This is a genomic window from Massilia sp. P1_C10 (assembly GCF_056406475.1).
The window spans coordinates 1-14,973 of record NZ_JBFUAC010000001.1; the positions used below are offsets into that span (position 1 = coordinate 1).

Consider the following 14,973-nt stretch of genomic DNA (forward strand, 5'->3'; position numbering starts at 1 on the left):
ACTAATTGCCCGTACGGCTTGTCCCTATAACCTTAACAGGTACAGAGATAAGAAGAACGGCGCTGTTGATTGTTCTGATTCATACTCATTACCCATGTAATTCAAAACTTACTTCTTCCAGATTCAAGGAATTGCTGCCCCGTCGGGAGCAAGACCTGTACAAGTTATGCCTGATGACCATAGTAACTCGGTACCACCCCTTCCCATCCCGAACAGGACCGTGAAACGAGCTTACGCCGATGATAGTGCTGCAACCAGTGTGAAAGTAGGTTATCGTCAGGCTAGTTATAAAGAAGAAACCCAAGCAGAGATGCTTGGGTTTTTTTTCGTCTGTTGAATCTGCACGCTCAGTGCTGCTTGCGGACGGCAAGCAGCGGTTCGAGCCATTGCTTCACATCGTCGAACACTTGCTGGGCATTGGGTTCATTGAGAATTTCGTGATACAGGCCGGGAAATTCGCGCATGATCGCCATCCCCGGCGGCACGCGCAGGAAAAAGCGCCGGCTCCCTTCGACATCGACCACGCGGTCGTCACCCGACACCAGCATCAGGGTCGGCGTCGACAGCGCGTCCGCATGCAAGTGACAATACTCGACTGACGACAGCATCGAACGCAGCAGGCGCGCGCTGATGCGGTGATGCACCAGCGGATCGGCGTTGTAGGCCGCGACGACTTTCGGGTCGTGCGACAAGAAGCCTGGCGATACCCCGTTCGGCACGCCGAGCGATGGCGCCAGCGCCGACATCACTTTCAACATCCGGTATTGAAATGGAGACAGCGTCACTGCGAGGGCGGGCGACGACAGGATCAATCCGCGCAACGGTGACAGCCTGGCCAGCGCGAGCCGGGCCGCGAACAGGCCGCCCATGCTGTGGCCGAACAGGAAGGGCGGCTCGGAAAAGCGCGCGGAAAAATCGTCGATGAGGATTTCGGCATCCAGCAGCATCGGATCGCCGTAGATGACGTCGCCGCGTCGGCCCTGGGAACGTCCATGTCCGCGGTGATCGTAACAGCGCACCGACAGGCCGCACTCGTTGAAGAAGCCGGCCACATGCTGGTATCGGCCGCTGTGCTCGCCAAGGCCGTGCATGATGACGACGCTCCCGCGCGCCTGCGCGGCAGGCAGGAGGTAGTCGGTTACGTGCAGCAACGTGCCGTCGGCGGCACTGACTTGGTGGCTCTGGAGCGCCACCAGTTGTGGCATTACACGCCCCAGAGGACGTCGTATCCGCCGGCCTTGGCTGCGCGCAGCATTTCCAGCAGAGGATAGGCGCGGGTCGCGAAACTGACCACTTCCATGCCTTCGTGATCGGTGTCGTCGCCGACTTCGCCATGGTGCGCGTGGATGTCGCGCTGGACGTCGTCGGACGCCGTGTGCAGGCGCGTCTCGGCAATTTCCTTCTCCAGCACATCCACCGCGCGCGGCGCCTCGGCCGCGGTGATCACGCCGCGATCGACTTCCTTGCCGAGCAAATCGAGGATGCGCTTGGCGTGCTCCTTGTACATGGTCACTTCAGCTGCTGCTTTGGAGGTAAACGTAATTAACATAGGTGCTTTCTAAGGTGCGCTGCAATGTCGAAACGATAACACGAGTTGCGCTCGCAGTCATGCCGCACGCGTGCGCGCGGCTCCCTCTTCAAGCAAGCCGTTCGCGCCGCATCCAGCCGAACAGCAGAGCGAGCAGGGCGCCGGCGCACAGGCCGCCGAGGAGGATGGCGAAGAAATCCGGAATGGCCTGTCCCGTGACCATGGCGAGCAGGATATACGCGATCCCTGTCCATGATGCCGCGCTCAGCAATTCAATGAGGTTGCCGATCGCGTTGGCGTGGCCGCGCCGTTTGAAATCCCCGCGCTTCGCGGGACGGCCGCACCATATGGCAATCTGTGCCGAACTGGCCACAGCTGCAAGCACAGCCGTCGCTACCAGCAGCGCGGCGACCGGCGCGCGCGTCGCCATCCATATCAGCGGCAGCGCGACGATCAGCGGCGCCGGCAGCGTGACGGCGGCCAGCTTGGCACGCCGGATCGTGGCCGATTTGCACGGCGCCGCGTTCAGCAGGTCCGGCGCCTCCTCCGCGGAGACGATGATCCAGGTCAGCGAGGCGGTCAGCGACGCGCAGAGAAAGGTCAGCGCCGAGCCAATGCCGGCCCACACCTGGTTCGACCTGAAGACCATCAACCCTGCCGGCAGCAGGTAGAGCAATTGCAGCAGCACTTGCGAAATCAGTTGCGGGTCGCGCGCGATCAACCGCCATTCCTTGGCGATGACCGCGTGCGCCAGGCTGCGATCGAACCGGAAGCGCAATCCGCCAGCCGGCGCTTTCGCCGCCCGCACCAAGCTCACTGCCTGCTGCAGGCCGTGCACGAAGAAGCGATGCGTGAAGGCCGCGGTAAATCCGAACGCCGCGATGGCCACCAAGGACAACGCAAGCAGCGAGAGCGGCGCGCCGAGGACCGCGCGTCCTGGCAGCCACGCGATGCTGTCCGGACCGAGCGCGGCGCCGGGCGCGAACATTGGGCCGATCCAGGAAGCCAGCTTGCCCCGGCCTCCGACGCCCAGCAGCGACTGGGCTTGCGTAGCGAGGAAGATGAATGCGCCCGCGACCGCGCCCAGCACCTGCGCCACGGTGCGCGTGCGGCGCACGCCGATCAGGCGCACCAGGCCCAAGGTCAGGAGCATCGACACCGACGCGGCCACCGATGCAATCCCAAGCACCACCGGATAGATGGTCAGCCAGCGGAACTGGCCGAGCACCAGGCCCGCATTGGCGAAAGGCGCCAGCAGGAACAGGTACAGTGCGGCCACGCCGATGGTGATGCCGGCCAGCCGCACGACGAAAATGCTGCGCGTCGGCAGCGGCGACGAGAGCAGCAAATCGAGGTCGCCGCGTTCGAACAATGCCTTCACGCTCGCGGTCAATGCGCCCGAGAGCATCAAGCTGAACAAGATGGCGAGAACGGCAGTAGCGACGACAGGCAGCATCGCCAGCACCCGCGCATCGGCATCGGACGCATCAGACAGCAGCTTGTAGGCGAGGGCGTGAATCGCCAGGCTCGCCAGAATGAGGATGGCGATGGTGCTCTTGCCCATGCCGCGTTTTGCGGGACCCTTCGACACCTTGTCGTTCAGGTTGTAGAAGAACATCCGCACTTCATGCTTCAACAGCCAGAGCGAACTGCCGGGACGCGCGCTCAAGGCTGCCCCGTCAGCTGCAGGAAGACGTCTTCGAGCGTGCCGCCGTCGGTGCGCGCGCGCAGTTCGTCCAGCGTTCCCTGCGCGATCAGGCGCCCGTGCTCGATGATGCCGATGCGTTGCGCCAGGCGCTCCGCCACTTCCAGGATGTGCGTGGTCAGCACGACGGTGCCGCCGCCGCGCACGTGGTCGAGCAGCAGGTCCTTGACCTGGCGCGCGGCCGCGGCATCGAGGCCGGTGAGCGGCTCGTCGAGAATCAGCAACTGCGGCTCGTGGATCAGGGCGCCGGCCAGCGCGAGCTTCTGCTTCATCCCGCGCGAGAAGCCCTCGGTCAGTTCGTGCGCGTGCTTGGTCAGGTCGAGCCAGTCGAGCAGACGGCGCGCGCGCGGCTCGGCGTCGGCTGCGGCGATGCCCCACAGGCCGGCGACGAATTCCAGGTACTCGGTGGGCTTCAGCTTCCCGTACAACATCGGATCGTCCGGCAGGTAGGCCATGCGCTGCTTCGCGGCCGCCGGGTCGATGGCGAGGTCGATGCCCAGCACCTCGACGCTGCCCGCGTCCGGCGCCAGCAGGCCCGCGACCATGCGTAGCGTGGTGGTCTTGCCGGCGCCGTTAGGCCCCAGTAGCGCATACAGTTCGCCCTGATGGACGGTCAGGTCGAGTTGGTCGACCGCGGGCCGGCCGAAATTCTTGCACAGGCCGCTGAGCCGAAGGGCTGCGGGGGCGTCATTGTTCATCGGCGATTCCTTGAAGGGTAGATGTCACAGCAGCTTGAACGACGAGATGAACTGGTCGGCGGGCTCGCGCGGGATCTGGCCTTCCTTGCCCATGACGATCACCTGGTAGAAGCGCTTGTCGCGCGATTCGAAATGGCCGATCAGCTTCATCGGCGCGCCGTTCCGCATGCCGGTGGCCTCGATATCGAGCGCCGCCGATTGGGTGCCGCTGCTGCCGCGCATCGAAGCCGCCGCCGACGCCTTCTCCCTGGTCACGGTGGCGCCGATGTTGTTTACCAGCGCCGTCTTCATCGACGTCAGCGCCGCCTGTGCCTTGGCCGCGTCGGGCGCCTGCGCGCTGCCGACAGCGTACATCGCGCCTTCGACGTCGACCGCGGTCATCGTCATCTCGACCTGCATGCCGCCGATGTCGATCGTGCGTTTGTGGACCGACGGCTTATCCGGAAACATCACGCGGTAGGGCGCGTCCGGGCTGATGTAGTCGCGCCAGTTGTAGGTGGGACTGCAGGCCGCGAGAGCGGCGCTCGCGAGCAATGTAAACATTGCCGATTTGATCAAGGATTTGCGCATGCGCAGATAGTATCAGTGCGCGCATGGCGGCGCCACCTCATCGTTCGCGCAGGCTGCGCCGGTACTGGATCGCCTCGGCCACATGCGCGCGTGCGATGCGCTCGGTCCCGGCCAGGTCGGCGATGGTGCGCGCCACTTTCAGCACGCGGTGATAGGCGCGCGCCGACCAGTGCCACTGCAGCATGGTCTCGCGCAGCAGCTTGTCGCCGGCCGCATCGAGCTTGCAGTGGCGGTCGATCTCGCGCGTGGTCAGGCGCTGGTTCGACTTGTCCTGGCGCTGCAGCTGCAGAAGAAATGCATGCTCGACGCGCAGCGCGATCGCCGCAGTGGGCTCGCCGGTGGCCTCTTCCGCCAGCGCTGTTGGCGCCATCGCGGCCACTTCGATCTGCATGTCGATGCGGTCGAGGAGGGGGCCGGAGATGCGGTCCTGGTAACGCGCGATGGCGTCGGTCGTGCAGCGGCATTTGCCCGATGCGTGGCCGTGGAAGCCGCATGGGCAGGGATTCATCGCCGCGAGCAGCTGGAAGCGCGCGGGGAAGTCGGCCTGGTGCGCGGCGCGCGAGATCGTCACGGCGCCCGACTCCATAGGCTGGCGCAGCACCTCGAGCACGCGCCGGTCGAACTCCGGCAGCTCGTCGAGGAACAGCACGCCGCAGTGCGCCAGCGAGATTTCGCCGGGCCGCGGCATCGTGCCGCCTCCAACCAGCGCGACCCCCGAGGTGGTGTGATGCGGGCTGCGAAACGGCCGCACCTTCCAGCTGGACGCGCTGAAGCCGCGCGTGAGCGATTGCACGGCCGCCGATTCAAGCGCCTCTTCATCCGTCATCGGCGGCAACAGGCCGACGAAGCGCGACGCCAGCATGGTCTTGCCGGCGCCGGGCGGACCCACCATCAGCAGGCTGTGGTTGCCGGCGGCCGCCACTTCCAGCGCGCGCTTGGCGTGCTGCTGGCCCTTCACGTCGGACAGGTCGGGATAGGCGGGCGCGCTGGAGGCGCTGTTGTTGCGATGGCGCGCCAGGCGCGTGGCGGGATCCCCGGCGTTCAGATGCGCGCAGACCTGCAGCAGCGTTTGGGCCGGATAGATGACGGCGTCGCCCACCAGCGCCGCTTCGTCGCCGTTGGCCATCGGCAGGATGAAGGCGCGGGCTGCGTGGCCGGGGTGGCGATGCATTGCAAACGTCATCGCCAGCGCGCCGCGGATTGGCCGCAGCTCGCCGGATAAGGAAAGCTCGCCGGCGAACTCGTACTGGTCCAGTTCTCGACTCGGAATCTGGCGTGATGCAGCCAGGATGCCGAGTGCGATCGGCAGGTCGAAGCGGCCCGATTCTTTCGGAAGATCTGCCGGCGCCAGGTTGACGGTGATGTGCCGGTGCGGGAATTCGAAGCCGGCGTTGAGCAAGGCGGCGCGCACGCGGTCCTTCGACTCGCGCACTTCGGTGTCGGGAAGGCCGACGATGGCGAAGCTGGGGAGGCCGTTCGCCAGGTGCACTTCGACGCTGACGGGCGGCGCTTCCATGCCGGCCAGTGCGCGGCTACGCAATACGGCAAGGCTCATGGGAAGTTTTTGGCGAGAGCGGGGACCAGTCGATCATGACTGACTCTGGATGTGCCTTATTGAGGGCGGCCAATCGTGCGCTGGCTTGCAAACCGCGCCAGGAACGACGGGCCGAAGCTATCATGTCGCACTGACATGATCAAAGCAGAGGGAGTCCATGAATAGCGGCAAATCGAGCGGCCTGGTTTATTCGACCGAGAGCGGGCGCATGTGCCCGGAGTGCCGGCGCGCGCTCGCCGAGTGTGTGTGCAAGGGAGGGCAGGCCGCGCCGATCGTGGGCGACGGCCAGGTGCGCGTGTCGCGCCAGACCAAAGGGCGCGGCGGAAAATGCGTCACGGTGGTCAAGGGCGTCGCGCTTGATGCGATGGCGCTGGCGGTGCTGGGGAAGCAGTTGCGCACCGCGTGCGGCTCGGGCGGCACCGTCAAGGACGGCGTGATCGAAGTGCAGGGCGATCACTGCGCGCTGGTGATGGAGTGGCTGTCGAAGCAGGGGTACCAACCGAAACGCGACGGCGCATAGGCCGCGCGGACAAGGGCTTGGGTCAGGTCCGGCGGACCGGACCCCAAGGTGTTGATCCGCGACCCGTCAGAATTACTTCGGCGGCGTCGGATCCGGCGTCGCCTTGCCTTCCAGTTCCGCCATGCGCAGTTCCAGTGCCTCGAGCTTGGCGCGCGTCTTGGCCAGCACCTGCGCCTGGATGTCGAATTCCTCGCGCGTGACCAGGTCGAGCTTGGAGAAACCCTGCGTCATCATCGCCTTGACGTTCTTTTCGATGTCCTTGGCCGGCGAGTTTTCGATCGCATTGTGGATCTTGCCCTGCAAGTCGTTGAAGAAGCTGTTCATGTCCATGTCGGTTCCTTATGGTCGGCGCACCCAGATGCACCAAATTGGTGCATCTTTCGCATTGATTCGGTGCGCACTGCGACGTCGATCGTGCGGTGCACAAAAGTTTTCGTTAATTAACTACAAAATTGGGACGCAAGGGCGAAAAAACAAGCAGCGCGGGGCGAATTTTGGCTGGCATGCAATCTGCTAATGAATCCGTAGAGCTTCTCAACGCCAGATTGTAATCCGCATCCGCATCGTTCGTTCAAACCATAAGGGAATCGCCATGAAAAACCTGAAAAGCCAGTTGAAACTTGCCGCAGCGATCGCTCTTGCCCTGTCGTCCCTCGCTTCGACCGCGCGCGCGGAGGACGCCAAGCCCGACAATGAGGTCAGCTTCAACGCGGCCGTCACGACCGACTACCGTTATCGCGGCATTTCCCAGTCGCGCCTGAAGCCGGCCCTGCAAGGCGGCGCCGACTACGTCAACAATCCGACCGGCTTCTACCTCGGCACCTGGGCGTCGACCATTCACTGGGTCAAGGACGGCGGCGGCGACGGCAACATCGAGTGGGACATCTACGGCGGCAAGAAGGGCGAGATCGCGCCCGGCATCAGCTACGACGTCGGCGGCCTCTACTACTTCTACCCGTCGAACAAGCTGTCGCCGAGCGCCAACACCTTCGAAGTCTACGGCCAGCTCGGCTACGGCCCCGGCTACATCAAGTATTCGCACTCGACCACGAACCTGTTCGGCTTCGCCAACAGCAAGAACAGCGGCTACCTGGACATCGGCGCCAACATCGACATCGCCACCGGCCTGGTGCTGAACCTGCACGCCGGCCACCAGAAGGTAAAAAACAATAATGCCGCCTCCTACACCGACTACAAGGTCGGCGTGACCAAGGACTTCGGCATCTGCAGCGTGTCGCTGGCGGCGGTCTACGCCAACACCGACGCCTATTTCAGCCCAGCAGGAAAGAACCTCGGCAAGACCGGCGCCGTGTTGTCCGTGTCCAAAACCTTCTAAGCGAGCCGTCATGAAACTGATCACCGCCATCATCAAACCGTTCAAGCTGGACGAGGTGCGCGAGGCGCTGTCCGCGATCAACGTGCAGGGCATCACCGTCACCGAAGTCAAGGGCTTCGGCCGCCAGAAAGGCCACACCGAGCTGTATCGCGGCGCCGAGTATGTGGTCGATTTCCTGCCGAAAACCAAGATCGAGGCGGCGGTCGACGACGCCATCGTCGACCAGGCCATCGAAGCGATTGAAAAAGCAGCCCGTACCGGCAAAATCGGCGACGGGAAAATCTTCGTGTACAACCTGGAACAGGTCGTCCGCATTCGTACCGGCGAGACCGGCAACGAAGCACTTTAAGGGGAATCCAGATGAATAAGAATATCGCCAAGTGGCTGTCCGGGATCGCCGTCGCGGTCGCCCTGTGCGGCGCCTTCAGCGCCAGCGCCCAGGAGGCGCCGAAGCCGGCCGCGTCCAGCGCCGTCACCACCGTGCCGGTGAGCGCCCCAGGCGCCGTGGACGCGCCCGCCGCCGCACCCTCCGCCGCGCCCGTCGCCGCTGCCGTTCCAGCGCCGGCGCCTGCCGCTCCCGCCGCGCCCACCGCGAACAAGGGCGACGTTGCCTGGATGTTCATCGCCACGGTGCTGGTGATCATGATGACGATCCCCGGCCTGGCCCTGTTCTACGGCGGCCTGGTGCGCGCCAAGAACATGCTGTCGGTGCTGCTGCAGGTGTTCATGATTTTTGCCGTCATCATCGTGCTCTGGTGTATCTACGGCTACTCGCTCGCGTTCACCGAAGGCAGCCCCTTCATCGGCAAGTTCGACCGCGCGCTGCTGTCGGGCATTTGGGATCCGGCCAAGGCCACGTTCTCGACTGCCGCGACCTTCAGCAAAGGCGTCGTGATTCCCGAGTTCATCTACGTCGCCTTCCAGGGCACCTTCGCCGCGATTACCTGCGGCCTGATCGTCGGCGCCTTCGCCGAGCGCGCCAAGTTCACCGCGGTGCTGCTGTTCATCGTGCTGTGGTTCACCTTCGGCTACCTGCCGGTCGCCCACATGGTCTGGTTCTGGACCGGTCCTGACGCAATCAAGGACGCCGCCACCCTGGCCACCGAAACGGCCAAGGCGGGCTGGCTGTGGCAGAAGGGCGCGCTCGACTTTGCCGGCGGCACCGTGGTCCACATCAACGCCGCCGTCGCCGGCCTGGTCGGCGCCTTCATGATTGGCAAGCGCGTCGGCTACGGCCGCGAATCGATGGCCCCGCACTCGCTGACGATGACCATGATCGGCGCCTCGATGCTGTGGGTCGGCTGGTTCGGCTTCAACGCCGGCTCGGCGCTGGAAGCGGGCGACGTCGCCGCGCTGGCCTTCATCAACACCCTGCTGGCCACCGCCTGCGCCACCGTCTCGTGGGTATTCGGCGAATGGGTCACCAAGGGCAAACCGTCGATGCTGGGCGGCGCCTCCGGCGCGGTGGCCGGCCTGGTGGCGATCACCCCGGCCTGCGGCTACGTGGGCCCGATGGGCGCCTTGGTCATTGGCCTGCTCGCTGGTATCATCTGCCTGTGGGGCGTGAATGGCTTGAAGCGCATGATCGGCGCCGACGATTCGCTGGATGTGTTCGGCGTGCACGGCGTCGGCGGTATCCTCGGCGCCTTGCTGACCGGCGTGTTCGCGTCGCCTCAACTGGGCGGCCAGGGGATTTTCGACTACACCACCAACAAGATGTCGGCCGATGCCTATTCGATCGGTTCGCAAGTGTGGATCCAGGCGCAAGCCATCGGCACCACCATCATCTGGTCGGCGGTGGTCTCCCTGATCGCCTACAAGCTGGTGGACCTGGTGGTCGGCCTGCGCGTACCGGAAGAAGAAGAACGGGAAGGGCTCGACATTACGAGCCACGGCGAGTCCGCTTACCACGCCTGACCTTCCCGACTCGACCCGGTCCGCGCGAGCGGGCCGTCCGGCGCCTCCTTGCGGGGCGCTTTTTGCATTGGTGTCCTTTAAATTGCCGGTTTCGCCCCGATTTACGGTTTCTACAATACATAGAAGTTCTGAAGGACACGCTACATGGTTCCCCACCTCGTCACGGCCCTGACCGGCCCGCTGCTCGACCTAGAAAAGAAAATCCTGGCCGCCACCCCGGCCATCGAGCGCTGGTTCCGCATGGAATGGCAGGAGCACACCCCGCCGTTCTACTGCTCGGTCGACCTGCGCAACGCCGGCTACAAGCTGGCGCCGGTGGACACCAATCTGTTCCCTGGTGGATTTAACAATCTTGCCACTGAGATGCTGCCGCTGTCGGTGCAGGCCGCGATGGCCGCGATCGACAAATACTGCCCGGATGCGCGCAACCTGCTCTTGATCCCGGAGACCCACACGCGCAATCCGCACTACCTGCAGAATATCGCGCGCCTGATGCAGATTTTCCGCCAGACCGGCCTGCACGTGCGCCTCGGCACGCTCAATCCCGACATTACCCAGCCGACCCCGCTGGCGCTGCCTGATGGCAACATGCTGGTGATCGAGCCGCTGGTGCGCTCGCCTAACGGGCGGCGCGTCGGGCTGATCGATTTCGACCCGTGCACCATCCTGCTCAACAACGACCTGTCGGCCGGCATTCCCGCGATCCTGCAGAACATCCACGAGCAGTCGCTGCTGCCGCCGGTGCACGCCGGCTGGGCGATCCGCCGCAAGAGCAACCACCTGGCCATCTACGACGAAGTGGCCAAGAAGTTCGGCAAGCTGATCGACGTCGATCCGTGGCTGGTCAATCCTTTCCACGCCAAGTGCGGCGAAGTCAACTTCGACGACGAGAACGGCCTCGAGTGCCTGTCCGACAACGTCAGCACCTTGCTGGCCAAGATCCGCAAGAAGTACAAGGAATACGGCATCAAGGATCAGAAGCCCTTCGTCATCGTCAAGCCGGACGCCGGCACCTATGGCATGGGCATCCTGACCGTCAAGGACGCCAACGAGCTGAAAGACCTGAGCCGCAACCAGCGCGCGCGCATGTCGGTGATCAAGGACGGCGTGCAGGTGTCGGACGTGATCATCCAGGAAGGCGTGCCGACCTTCGAGACCATGAAGGACGCGGTGGCCGAGCCGGTGGTGTACATGATCGACCGCTACGTGGTGGGCGGCTTCTACCGCATCCACGCCGAGCGCGGCGTCGACCAGAACCTGAACGCCCCGGGCTCGCAGTTCGTGCCGCTGGCGTTCGCGCAGCAGCACGCCGTGCCGGACCTGAAGGCCAAGCCGGGTACCGCGGCGCCGAACCGCTTCTACGTCTACGGCGTGGTGGCGCGACTGGGATTGCTGGCCGCCTCGCTCGAGATGGAGCGCACCGATCCCAACCCCGAGGTGTACTAAGAAGCTGGGGTCAGGTCCGCCGGACCTGACCCCGCCTTTGTCGGCGCGGGCGGCGTACCACCGCCCCACGGCGGCAATCGGCATTTCCAGCTAAAATCGATGCATTAGCCTTAATGGAAAGCCCATGAAAATCGCATTTCTCGCCGATCCGCTGTCCGGCTTCAAGATCTACAAGGACTCCACCTTCGCCATGATGCGCGAAGCGGCGAAGCGCGGGCACACCCTGTACGCGTTCGAACAGCGCGACATGGCGCTCGAAGAAGGCATCGTCAGCGCCTACGTCGCCCACATCACGCTGACCGGCGAGGCCGACGAGTGGTACCGCGTCGAGCGCCAGCAATCGATGCGCCTGTCCGAGTTCGACGCCATCATCGAGCGCAAGGACCCGCCGTTCGACATGGAGTACGTCTACCTGACGCAGCTGCTCGACCTGGCCGAAGCCCAGGGCGCGCGCATCTTCAACAAGCCGTCGGCGATCCGCGCCCACAACGAGAAGCTGTCGATTGCGCAGTTCTCGCACTTCACCTCGCCGACCCTGGTGACGTCCGACGAGGCGCGCCTGCGCGCCTTCCACGCCGAACATGGCGATGTGATCTTCAAGCCGCTCGACGGCATGGGCGGCGCCGGCATCTTCCGCATCAAGGACGACGGCATGAATCTCGGCTCGGTGGTCGAGATGCTGACCGAGCTTGGCACCCGCACGATCATGGCGCAGAAGTACATCCCCGCCATCGTCCACGGCGACAAGCGTGTGCTGGTCATCGACGGCAAGCCGGTGCCGTTCGCGCTGGCGCGCATCCCGCAGGCCGGCGAAGTGCGCGGCAACCTGGCCGCCGGCGGCATGGGCCGCGCCCAGCCGATTTCGGCGCGCGACCGCGAGATCGCCGAAGCCATCGGCCCGACGCTGGCCGCGCGCGGCCTGTTGCTGGTAGGATTAGACGTGATCGGCGATTTCCTGACCGAGGTGAACGTCACCAGCCCCACCTGCTTCCAGGAGATCTTCGACCAGACCGGGTTCGACGTCGCGGCGATGTTCATCGACGCCGTCGAGCGCAAGGTATCGGACAAATGACATGGTAGGCATTCTGCTGTTGACCCACGCACCGCTGGGACAGGCGTTCATCGCCGCGGTGGCGCACGTGTTTCACGGCGTGACCGAGCGCTTCGAGGCGATCGACGTCACCGCCGACCAGGACACCGCGCAGGTGAACGCCCTGGCGCGCGCGGCGATCGCGCGCATCGACGACGGCAGCGGCGTGCTGGTCATCACCGACATCAAGGGCGGCACGCCGTCGAACTGCTGCAATTCGCTGGCCGTTCCCGGCCACGTCGAAGTCATCGCCGGCATCAGCATGCCGATGCTGCTGCGCGCGATCACCTACCGCCGCGACAATCTCGACGTGGTGGTGGAGATGGCGCTGGCCGGCGCGCAGAGCGGCGCGGTGCGGGTCGACAACCGGAAACGGCTGGGCGGGGAATAGAATTTTTTTGGGGAGGGCCGAGTGGCCTTCCAATGTGGCGCTGTGTGATAAAGACGATAAAAACATGATTCAACAAGAACTGGAAATCATCAACAAGCTGGGTTTGCACGCGCGCGCCTCCGCCAAGTTCACCCAGCTCGCAGCAAAATACCAAAGCGAGATCTGGCTCACCCGTAACGGCCGCCGCATCAATGCCAAATCCATCATGGGCGTGATGATGCTCGCCGCCGGCAAGGGCGCCAAGGTGACTCTCGAAGCCGACGGCGCCGACGAAGGCGACGCCATCACCGCACTGACTGCCCTGATCGGCGACAAGTTCGGCGAAGGCGAGTAAATGGCGTACAGCCCGCGCTTCCCCCAAGGACCATCGATGGCATCGTTCACGCTACACGGCATTCCGGTATCGCGCGGCATTTCGATCGGCCGCGCGCACCTGTTGACGCCGGCCGCGCTCGACGTCAAGCACTACCTGGTCGCCGAGGAGCAGCTCGAAGCCGAAGTCAAACGCCTGCAGGACGCCATCGCCGAAGTCCACCGCGGGCTGCAGGCGCTGTGGACCGACCTGCCGCGCGACGCGCCGACCGAACTGGGCGCCTTCATCGACGTCCACGCGCTGATCCTGTCCGACCCGATGATCTCGGAAGCGCCGCTCGACATCATCCGCACCCGCCACTACAACGCCGAATGGGCGCTGGTGACGCAGATCGACGAGCTGTCGGCGCAGTTCGACGAGATCGAGGACGAGTACCTGCGCGAGCGCAAGGCCGACATCCAGCAGGTCGCCGAGCGCGTGCTCAAGGTGCTGATGGGGACCGCCCAGCTGGCGCCGGTGCGCCTGCCGAACGACGAATACCAGCCGCAGATGATCGTCGTCGCGCACGACATTTCGCCTGCCGACATGCTGCAGTTCCGCGACCGCTCCTTCATCGGCTTCGTCACCGACGTCGGCGGCCAGAACTCGCACACCGCGATCGTCGCGCGCAGCCTGGACATCCCGGCGGCGGTCGGCATGTCGCAGGCCTCGCAGCTGATCGAGCAGGACGACTGGGTCATCATCGACGGCGACGCCGGCGTGGTGATCGCCAATCCGAGCCCGCTGGTGCTCGAGCAGTACCGAGCGCGCCAGGCCGCGCTGCTCAAGGCGCGCAAGAAGCTGCTCAAGCTGAAGAAGACGCCGGCCGTCACGCGCGACGGCACGTCCATTCTGCTCGAGGCGAACATCGAGCTGCCGGAAGACTGCCACGTCGCGCTCGAAGCGGGCGCCGCCGGCGTCGGCCTGTTCCGCTCGGAGTTCCTGTTCATGGGCCGGGCAGGGCACGGCCACCTGATGCCGAGCGAGGACGAGCAGTTCGAGCAGTACAAGAAGGCCGTCATGGCGATGAAGGGCCGCCCGGTCACCATTCGCACGCTCGACATCGGCGCCGACAAGCCGCTCGACCCGACCGAGCACACCGCGTTGAATCCGGCGCTGGGCCTGCGCGCGATCCGCTACTGCCTGGCCGAGCCGCAGCTGTTCCTGACCCAGCTGCGCGCGATTCTGCGCGCCTCGGCGCACGGAAAGGTGAAGCTGCTGATCCCGATGCTGGCGCACGCGTTCGAGATCGACCAGTCGCTGGCGATGATCGAGCAGGCCAAGGCGCAGCTGCGCGAAGCCGGCCAGAAGTTCGACGAATCGATTCCGGTCGGCGCGATGATCGAGATCCCGGCCGCCGCGCTGGCGCTGCCGATGTTCGTCAAGCGCATGGACTTCCTGTCCATCGGCACCAATGACCTGATCCAGTACACGCTGGCGATCGACCGCGTCGACTACGAAGTGGCGCATTTGTACAACCCGCTGCATCCGGCCGTGCTGCAGCTGATTGCCATGACCATCGCGGCCGGCAGGAAGGCCGGCATCGACGTCGCGGTGTGCGGCGAGATGGCCGGCGACGTCAAGCTCACGCGTCTGCTGCTGGGGATGGGCCTGCGCGAGTTCTCGATGCACCCGGCCCAGCTGCTGTCGGTGAAGCAGGAGATCCTCGGCGCCGACCTGACCACCATCACGCCGCAGGCGCGCAAGATCCTGCGCTCGATGGAGCCCGCGGCAATCGCCGAAGCCGTCGAACAGCTACATATTATTTGAGGGGTCAGACCCCGGTTTTGTTTTTTCAGGGTCTGACCCCGGTTGCCCGGACGTCTGCCCACCTTTAATTTATTGCGAGTCTCATGGCATCCATT

The 14,973-nt window shown here is 64.7% G+C and carries 16 protein-coding genes and 1 rRNA gene; 10 read left to right on the top strand and 7 right to left on the bottom strand.

Translation table 11 applies throughout. From position 1 onward, the window contains the following. Nucleotides 1-169 precede the first annotated feature (169 nt). Nucleotides 170-282: ribosomal RNA gene (rrf, locus tag AC1D02_RS00005) — 5S ribosomal RNA — on the top strand. Between the two features lie 65 nt (nt 283-347). Here rrf and AC1D02_RS00010 read toward each other — a convergent pair. From AC1D02_RS00010 to AC1D02_RS00035, 6 genes are all read right to left on the bottom strand, one after another. Continuing rightward, nucleotides 348-1,205: a lysophospholipase gene (locus tag AC1D02_RS00010; protein WP_477312415.1), complete on the bottom strand. Its 858-nt coding sequence runs from the start codon at nt 1,203-1,205 to the stop codon at nt 348-350. Further along, a complete protein-coding gene (locus tag AC1D02_RS00015; protein WP_477312417.1) occupies nt 1,205-1,549 on the bottom strand; it encodes a DUF1840 domain-containing protein in 345 nt (114 codons plus the stop codon). Before AC1D02_RS00015 ends, AC1D02_RS00010 begins: the two co-directional genes overlap by 1 nt. 88 nt (nt 1,550-1,637) lie before the next feature. Then, nucleotides 1,638-3,146, bottom strand: coding sequence for a putative ABC transporter permease subunit (locus AC1D02_RS00020; protein WP_477312419.1), 1,509 nt, complete (start codon nt 3,144-3,146; stop codon nt 1,638-1,640). Between the two features lie 47 nt (nt 3,147-3,193). Then, a complete protein-coding gene (locus AC1D02_RS00025; protein ID WP_477312421.1) occupies nt 3,194-3,931 on the bottom strand; it encodes an ABC transporter ATP-binding protein in 738 nt (245 codons plus the stop codon). A gap of 24 nt (nt 3,932-3,955) precedes the next feature. Further along, entirely contained in the window at nt 3,956-4,474 is a 519-nt protein-coding gene (locus AC1D02_RS00030) for a hypothetical protein (RefSeq protein WP_477312423.1), read from the bottom strand. 64 nt (nt 4,475-4,538) lie between these two features. Next, nucleotides 4,539-6,056 (bottom strand): YifB family Mg chelatase-like AAA ATPase, encoded by a 1,518-nt coding sequence (locus AC1D02_RS00035; RefSeq protein ID WP_477312425.1) that lies wholly within the window; start codon nt 6,054-6,056, stop codon nt 4,539-4,541. Nucleotides 6,057-6,213: 157 nt separating this feature from the next. Here AC1D02_RS00035 and AC1D02_RS00040 point away from each other — a divergent pair, with 157 nt between their 5' ends. Next, on the top strand, nt 6,214-6,576 hold the full coding sequence (locus AC1D02_RS00040) for a translation initiation factor Sui1 (protein ID WP_477312427.1): 363 nt from the start codon (nt 6,214-6,216) through the stop codon (nt 6,574-6,576). Between the two features lie 72 nt (nt 6,577-6,648). On the opposite strand, the gene AC1D02_RS00045 is transcribed toward AC1D02_RS00040, so the two are convergent. Beyond that, nucleotides 6,649-6,906 (bottom strand): accessory factor UbiK family protein, encoded by a 258-nt coding sequence (locus AC1D02_RS00045; RefSeq protein WP_477312429.1) that lies wholly within the window; start codon nt 6,904-6,906, stop codon nt 6,649-6,651. A 262-nt stretch (nt 6,907-7,168) separates the two neighbouring features. Here AC1D02_RS00045 and AC1D02_RS00050 point away from each other — a divergent pair, with 262 nt between their 5' ends. The 8 genes from AC1D02_RS00050 to ptsP all read left to right on the top strand — a co-directional run bounded on the left by AC1D02_RS00050 (nt 7,169) and on the right by ptsP (nt 14,878). Beyond that, nucleotides 7,169-7,912, top strand: coding sequence for a TorF family putative porin (locus tag AC1D02_RS00050; protein WP_477312431.1), 744 nt, complete (start codon nt 7,169-7,171; stop codon nt 7,910-7,912). Nucleotides 7,913-7,922: 10 nt separating this feature from the next. Further along, nucleotides 7,923-8,261, top strand: coding sequence for a P-II family nitrogen regulator (locus AC1D02_RS00055; protein WP_304359838.1), 339 nt, complete (start codon nt 7,923-7,925; stop codon nt 8,259-8,261). Nucleotides 8,262-8,272: 11 nt separating this feature from the next. Further along, complete coding sequence (locus tag AC1D02_RS00060; protein WP_477312433.1) at nt 8,273-9,829, top strand: ammonium transporter; 1,557 nt, start codon at nt 8,273-8,275, stop codon at nt 9,827-9,829. A 144-nt stretch (nt 9,830-9,973) separates the two neighbouring features. Next, the gene (gshA, locus tag AC1D02_RS00065) at nt 9,974-11,275 is read left to right on the top strand and encodes a glutamate--cysteine ligase (RefSeq protein ID WP_477312435.1); all 1,302 of its coding nucleotides are present in this window, start codon (nt 9,974-9,976) and stop codon (nt 11,273-11,275) included. 124 nt (nt 11,276-11,399) lie between these two features. Next, entirely contained in the window at nt 11,400-12,347 is a 948-nt protein-coding gene (gene gshB / locus AC1D02_RS00070; RefSeq protein WP_477312437.1) for a glutathione synthase, read from the top strand. 1 nt (nt 12,348) lies between these two features. Beyond that, nucleotides 12,349-12,756: a PTS sugar transporter subunit IIA gene (locus tag AC1D02_RS00075; protein WP_477312439.1), complete on the top strand. Its 408-nt coding sequence runs from the start codon at nt 12,349-12,351 to the stop codon at nt 12,754-12,756. A gap of 64 nt (nt 12,757-12,820) precedes the next feature. Next, entirely contained in the window at nt 12,821-13,090 is a 270-nt protein-coding gene (locus AC1D02_RS00080; RefSeq protein WP_305508202.1) for an HPr family phosphocarrier protein, read from the top strand. Nucleotides 13,091-13,126: 36 nt separating this feature from the next. Further along, nucleotides 13,127-14,878 (top strand): phosphoenolpyruvate--protein phosphotransferase, encoded by a 1,752-nt coding sequence (ptsP, locus tag AC1D02_RS00085; RefSeq protein ID WP_477312441.1) that lies wholly within the window; start codon nt 13,127-13,129, stop codon nt 14,876-14,878. Nucleotides 14,879-14,973: the final 95 nt, after the last annotated feature.

Excerpts from the sequence above, each read along its gene's own strand:
- AC1D02_RS00010 (WP_477312415.1), bottom strand. The coding sequence starts at position 1,205 with ATGCCACAACTGGTGGCGCTCCAGAGCCACCAAGTCAGTGCCGCCGAC.
- AC1D02_RS00060 (WP_477312433.1), top strand. The coding sequence starts at position 8,273 with ATGAATAAGAATATCGCCAAGTGGCTGTCCGGGATCGCCGTCGCGGTC.
- gshB (WP_477312437.1), top strand. The coding sequence starts at position 11,400 with ATGAAAATCGCATTTCTCGCCGATCCGCTGTCCGGCTTCAAGATCTAC.
- AC1D02_RS00020 (WP_477312419.1), bottom strand. The coding sequence starts at position 3,146 with ATGTTCTTCTACAACCTGAACGACAAGGTGTCGAAGGGTCCCGCAAAA.
- AC1D02_RS00045 (WP_477312429.1), bottom strand. The coding sequence starts at position 6,906 with ATGGACATGAACAGCTTCTTCAACGACTTGCAGGGCAAGATCCACAAT.
- AC1D02_RS00055 (WP_304359838.1), top strand. The coding sequence starts at position 7,923 with ATGAAACTGATCACCGCCATCATCAAACCGTTCAAGCTGGACGAGGTG.
- AC1D02_RS00030 (WP_477312423.1), bottom strand. The coding sequence starts at position 4,474 with ATGTTTACATTGCTCGCGAGCGCCGCTCTCGCGGCCTGCAGTCCCACC.
- AC1D02_RS00040 (WP_477312427.1), top strand. The coding sequence starts at position 6,214 with ATGAATAGCGGCAAATCGAGCGGCCTGGTTTATTCGACCGAGAGCGGG.
- AC1D02_RS00015 (WP_477312417.1), bottom strand. The coding sequence starts at position 1,549 with ATGTTAATTACGTTTACCTCCAAAGCAGCAGCTGAAGTGACCATGTAC.
- AC1D02_RS00035 (WP_477312425.1), bottom strand. The coding sequence starts at position 6,056 with ATGAGCCTTGCCGTATTGCGTAGCCGCGCACTGGCCGGCATGGAAGCG.
- gshA (WP_477312435.1), top strand. The coding sequence starts at position 9,974 with ATGGTTCCCCACCTCGTCACGGCCCTGACCGGCCCGCTGCTCGACCTA.
- ptsP (WP_477312441.1), top strand. The coding sequence starts at position 13,127 with ATGGCATCGTTCACGCTACACGGCATTCCGGTATCGCGCGGCATTTCG.
- AC1D02_RS00050 (WP_477312431.1), top strand. The coding sequence starts at position 7,169 with ATGAAAAACCTGAAAAGCCAGTTGAAACTTGCCGCAGCGATCGCTCTT.
- AC1D02_RS00025 (WP_477312421.1), bottom strand. The coding sequence starts at position 3,931 with ATGAACAATGACGCCCCCGCAGCCCTTCGGCTCAGCGGCCTGTGCAAG.
- AC1D02_RS00080 (WP_305508202.1), top strand. The coding sequence starts at position 12,821 with ATGATTCAACAAGAACTGGAAATCATCAACAAGCTGGGTTTGCACGCG.
- AC1D02_RS00075 (WP_477312439.1), top strand. The coding sequence starts at position 12,349 with ATGGTAGGCATTCTGCTGTTGACCCACGCACCGCTGGGACAGGCGTTC.